Genomic DNA, 326 nt, shown 5'->3' on the forward strand with positions numbered 1-326 from the left:
GATCCGATGTGCAAGGCTATTCGACGGCAGATGACACCGTACAATATGCATTCGGTATCACTGCGGCAGATACCTCGTTCGCGGAGATTGCCGCCGCCGATGGTTATGTTGATGAATCTAAGTTGCTGGGCGGGATTCATTGGGTGATCGGCGCGCAAGTGACGCGCTTTAGTCTGCCGGTTGGGCAATATCGGCTGTATGAATTTGTTATTGTGCGCGGTGCTGACGGCAACAGCCTGAAGTTTGCCCAGCGTACCGGCTGGGATTTCACCATCGAGATCGATGGCAAAAATACCAAGCCGAATGACGACGATGACGGCGGCATT

1 protein-coding gene is annotated in these 326 nt (G+C 53.7%); it reads left to right on the forward strand.

Annotation, left to right across the window (positions count from 1 at the left end):
- The coding region (locus tag AC2A1E_RS24435; protein ID WP_484385911.1) for a hypothetical protein at positions 1-326 on the forward strand (326 nt) is incomplete at both ends.

The organism is Serratia sp. HNCC26DJ206, assembly GCF_057180605.1.